The sequence below is a fragment of the Sphingomonas bacterium genome (genome assembly GCF_903643035.1).
GTDB lineage: Bacteria > Pseudomonadota > Alphaproteobacteria > Sphingomonadales > Sphingomonadaceae > Sphingomonas.
Map to the genome: position 1 here is coordinate 1 of NZ_CAHJWW010000247.1, position 4,082 is coordinate 4,082.

Genomic DNA, 4,082 nt, shown 5'->3' on the forward strand with positions numbered 1-4,082 from the left:
CGAGCGGCAGCCCGTCGATCGCCGCCGGGTCGCTGACCGGCGCATCCCCGAGCCGGCGCGAGGGGTCGAGCGCGTCGCGCGCCGGCAGTTCGCCCGCCATCACCGCGCGCTGGGTGAGCAGCCAGGCGATCACGTACATCAGCCGCGTCGTCACCTTCAGCGACTCGCACGAAAAGGTGACGCGCGACAGCGGCGACAGGACGTCGCGCTCGACCCGGCCGCCATCGTCGAAGTAACTGCGCGCCTCGTCGGCCAACAGCATCGATTCGGTATAGAGCCGGTCGATCAGCCGCTGTCGCAGTCGTGTTCCGGCCCCCCTCGTCATGGCCGGGGGTTGCCACGAAGCCGTGGCCGTCCGCCAGCCGCGTGGAACGCGGCGCCGGTCCGACCGTCCCGATCCGGTGCGATGCGAGGCGCAAGGTCGGCCATCGCGTCAGGCGATGATGTCGGGGATCAGCTCGTCGCCGAGCATCATGATCTCGTCGCGGAGCCTGAGCTTGCGCTTCTTCAACCGGGCGATCTGCATCTGGTCGAGAGAGCCCGTCGTGCCGAGCGCGGCGATGGCGGCGTCGAGGTCCCGGTGCTCGACGCGGAGCGCCTCGATCCGGCGGGCAATCTGGTCGTCGTCCATGGCGTGCTCCCCGACCAAGGGGTTTAGCGCATCGCCGCAGCGGCGCGAGCACCAAAACGGGTCGACCCGCAAAACCGTAAACTCGCCGCACGCAAGGAAACGTCATGCGACGTTCGGACGGCTCGATGGTTTAGCTGTCGATCCCGACGGATCGGTCTTCCAGGAGATTGCGATGCACATGGCGCACCACTCGGCCCTTCAGGCGAAGCACGCCGGGCTCGATCGGCGTATCGCGGAGGAGGAACAGCGCCCGCTGCCCGATCAGACCGTGCTCCACGATCTCAAGAAGAAGAAACTGCGCCTGAAGGAAGCGATAAACGCGACCTGATCCCGCCGGGTCGACGTCCCGGAGCCGACGTCCCGGACGCTATCGGCGCCGTGGACGGGGCGTCGGCGGAACGGGGACGGGCGCGGTGAGGATCCCGGCCGTCGCGGCTCCGGCCACGGGCTTGCGCGCCTTGCGGGGATCGATCGGCGCGTCGAACGCGATGCCGGTGCGCCCTTCCGCGAACCAGGCGACCTTGCCCGGTACCCAGCCGATCCCGCGCACCTCGACCTCCAGCTGCGTGTCGCGGGGCAGTGGTACGGCGAAGTCGGCCATCAGACCGCCGGGCGACAGATTGCGGATCCGAACGGAGAACGTCTCGCCGATGGAGGGCGTGCGAAGCCGCGCCATCAGGAACAGGCTGTCGCGCGCGCGCGGCTCCTGGCCGTCGGTGTCGGGGTCGCCGGGGGTGAAGGGATAGGGCAACGAGCGATCCATCGGCAGGTCCATCATCTTGGGCGCATCCGCGCGATACGACGCCAGCCCTCACCAAGCGATTAAGCGTTTACATGCCGGGCGACGTGCCGGGCGACGTGTCGGGCGCCTGGGTCGACCCGCTCCCACCGACCGGGAGCAGGCCGACATGGGCGATCAGTCCTCCCGCGACACACGCTCGTGACGCTCGTGGCGTTCCTGCGCCTCGACCGTCATCGTGGCGATCGGTCGCGCCTCCAGCCGGCCGAGGCTGATGGGCTCGCCCGTGACCTCGCAATAGCCGTACTCCCCGTCGTCGATACGCCGGACGGCCGCCTCGATCTTGCTGATGAGCTTGCGCTGGCGGTCGCGGGTGCGCAGCTCGATCGACCGGTCGGTCTCGCTGGACGCCCGATCGTTGGGATCCGCCTCGCGCAGGGAATCGATCTGGAGCAGGGAGAGCGTGCCGCGGGACTCGCGCAGGATCGCCTCCTTCCATTCGAGCAGCTTGCGGCGGAAATACTCCTGCTGGCGCAGCGACATGAACGGTTCGTCGGCGGATGGCCGATAGTCCCCATCGGGAGCCGTCAGGACGGCACCGAAATCCTGGAAGTCAGTAACCCGACTCGCGATCGACGCCATGCAAACCTCCCCGTCACCCGCAACCGCCCCATCGGCCGCGCCCAACGCCAGCGCGCCTATACGGGGAGAGATGCCCCTCGACAAGCGAGCCGGCGAGCGGACCGGTGAGGGATGCAGCTACCCTGCGCGAGCCCCGCTTCCCAGGCAGCGCCGTGCCGGTGCGGCGAGCGCGATCCGATATCGTCCCACGCTGACACGTTAAGCGGGATGGGGGAGTTCGCGATCGGCGGCGACGCCCGGCGCAGGCCGTTATCATGGTTAACGCCATTGCGCTTAAGCCTTTGTTTTGCACTTTGGCAGATGAGCGGCGGATGATCGCTTCAGTCGGCCTGCGGTGGACCGCCTGCCGGTAACGGGAAAGATACGACGATGTCCGTTCGGATGGCACTGGCGAAACTCTGCGCGTGCGCCTGTGGCGGCGCGGTGATCGGCGGGGGAGCGGTGCACGTCGCCGAGCATCCGCGCGCGATCCGCCTGCATCGCGTCGCGCGGCATGTCGTGCGCCAGACCGTCGCCGGCAATCGCGTGCGCCGCGTCGTCACCACGACCCGCGCCTCCTGCCCGGCCACGGTCGTGACCGTCGCCAACCAGGGCGCACCCGTTCCCGTGCCGCCGGCACCCTATGCGCTAGGCTCCAGCGGCCAGATCGGTCCGGCGCTGATCGGCGGCACCGGCGGGTTCCTGGGCGGCTTTGGCGGTTTCGGCGGCGGCGGGTTCTTTGGCGGCACGTCGGGCGGCGGAGGCGGCATCGTCCTGTCCTCCACATCCAGCTCCAGCTCGTCCGGCAACGTCGCCGTCTCGTCGTCCGGCAACGTGTCCAGCTCCTCGTCCACCGGCGGCGCGAACGTCGGCGTGGCGGTCGATAATTCCAGCAACAACAGCAGCACGAACAACGACAGCAGCAACAATTCGAGCAGCAACAACGCCAGTTCGACCTCGAACGCCGATGCCAATGCGACGAACAACAACAGCAACTCGAACGTCAGCAACAACACGAACAACAACAGTAGCACGAACAACAACAATAACAGCAACACGAACAACAACAGCAATACCAATACCAATACCAACACCCAGAACCAGAACCAGGATCAGAACCAGTACGGATCGAGCAGCGCGGGTTGGTACCAGCCTCCGGCGCCGCCACCCGTGCCGCCGGTTCCCCCCGGCACGCCGCCGGGGTCGCCCGCGCCCGTTCCCGCGCCGCCCATGATCCTGCTGTTCGGCGCCGCCGCCGCCGCGCTCGTCGCCCGGCAGCGGTTCGCCCGGAAGAGGGCGCCGGCCTGATCCGCGGCGGGTGGCGGGCAGGAGGCTTCCGGTCGCCCGCCAGCCTCCTGCCCCAGCCTTCTGCGCCAGCCTCCTGCCGGGGATGGCGGGGACGATCAGGCGGCGGCCAGCGCCCGCTCGATATCGACGATCGAGTGGCCGGTGAGGTCCTTGGCCAGTTCGCCGATCAATCGCCTGCTGACCTCGACATGGTAATGCTTGCGCAGCTCGCCCAGCGTGCGCGGCGGCGCGACGACGATCAGCTCCTCGAAGTCATGCGCCAGCACACGGCGCTTCAGCATCTCGGCGGCCTGCGCGGCGAACCGGTCCTCCTCCAGCTGGTGGAAGTCGGTGGCGGAAACCGAGCTGCCCGTGCCCGCCGATCCGCCGCCTCCGCCCCCGCCCGGTGAGGCGCGTCCGGCGGCATCGCTCGCCTGGTCGCCGTCCTTGGGGTTGGGATGCTCCTGCGCGGTCTCGACTTGCAGGTCGGGATGCGCCGCATCGCCCTGGTTGCGCAGGAACAGCAGCTTGCGCCCGTCCGCCACCAGCACGACCGCCTTGTACGCCACCTGCATCGATCCGTTCCTTCCGCGATTGGGGAGTGACGGTGAACGCCGCGCCGGGCGGGGAAGTTGCCGCAGGCGGTCGGACGCCCCCGGCTTGCCACCCGGCGGAGCCCCGGCCATAGCCCGGCCGCCATGCACGACATCCGCCTGATCCGCGACGACCCCGCCGGCTTCGACGCCGGCCTCGCCCGGCGCGGGATGGCCCCGGTCGCCGACCGGCTGGTCGCGCTGGACGAGG

7 protein-coding genes are annotated in these 4,082 nt (G+C 69.3%); 2 read left to right on the forward strand and 5 right to left on the reverse strand.

Annotation, left to right across the window (positions count from 1 at the left end):
• Both HUV01_RS13030 and HUV01_RS13035 read right to left on the reverse strand, forming a co-directional pair.
• Nucleotides 1–325 (reverse strand): DUF1465 family protein (locus HUV01_RS13030; protein ID WP_174298653.1); only part of this gene is annotated, 325 nt, incomplete at its 3' end.
• A gap of 108 nt (nucleotides 326–433) precedes the next feature.
• The gene (locus HUV01_RS13035) at nucleotides 434–631 is read right to left on the reverse strand and encodes a YdcH family protein (protein ID WP_174298654.1); all 198 of its coding nucleotides are present in this window, start codon (nucleotides 629–631) and stop codon (nucleotides 434–436) included.
• A gap of 172 nt (nucleotides 632–803) precedes the next feature.
• On the opposite strand from HUV01_RS13035, the gene HUV01_RS13040 reads away from it, so the two are divergent.
• Nucleotides 804–959 carry a DUF465 domain-containing protein gene (locus tag HUV01_RS13040; protein ID WP_174298655.1) on the forward strand — a complete coding sequence of 52 codons (156 nt, stop codon included), beginning with the start codon at nucleotides 804–806 and terminating at the stop codon, nucleotides 957–959.
• A 39-nt stretch (nucleotides 960–998) separates the two neighbouring features.
• Here HUV01_RS13040 and HUV01_RS13045 read toward each other — a convergent pair whose 3' ends face one another.
• Together HUV01_RS13045 and dksA are read right to left on the reverse strand one after the other, a co-directional pair.
• Nucleotides 999–1,406, reverse strand: a complete 408-nt coding sequence (locus tag HUV01_RS13045) for a PilZ domain-containing protein (protein ID WP_254606636.1) — start codon at nucleotides 1,404–1,406, stop codon at nucleotides 999–1,001.
• Between the two features lie 141 nt (nucleotides 1,407–1,547).
• Nucleotides 1,548–2,012, reverse strand: a complete 465-nt coding sequence (dksA, locus tag HUV01_RS13050; RefSeq protein ID WP_174298656.1) for an RNA polymerase-binding protein DksA — start codon at nucleotides 2,010–2,012, stop codon at nucleotides 1,548–1,550.
• Between the two features lie 369 nt (nucleotides 2,013–2,381).
• Here dksA and HUV01_RS13055 point away from each other — a divergent pair, with 369 nt between their 5' ends.
• Nucleotides 2,382–3,299, forward strand: coding sequence for a hypothetical protein (locus HUV01_RS13055; RefSeq protein WP_217431006.1), 918 nt, complete (start codon nucleotides 2,382–2,384; stop codon nucleotides 3,297–3,299).
• A gap of 95 nt (nucleotides 3,300–3,394) precedes the next feature.
• Here the strand turns inward: HUV01_RS13055 and HUV01_RS13060 are convergent, their stop codons facing one another.
• Complete coding sequence (locus HUV01_RS13060) at nucleotides 3,395–3,853, reverse strand: host attachment family protein (RefSeq protein WP_174298657.1); 459 nt, start codon at nucleotides 3,851–3,853, stop codon at nucleotides 3,395–3,397.
• Between the last annotated feature and the right edge of the window lie 229 nt (nucleotides 3,854–4,082).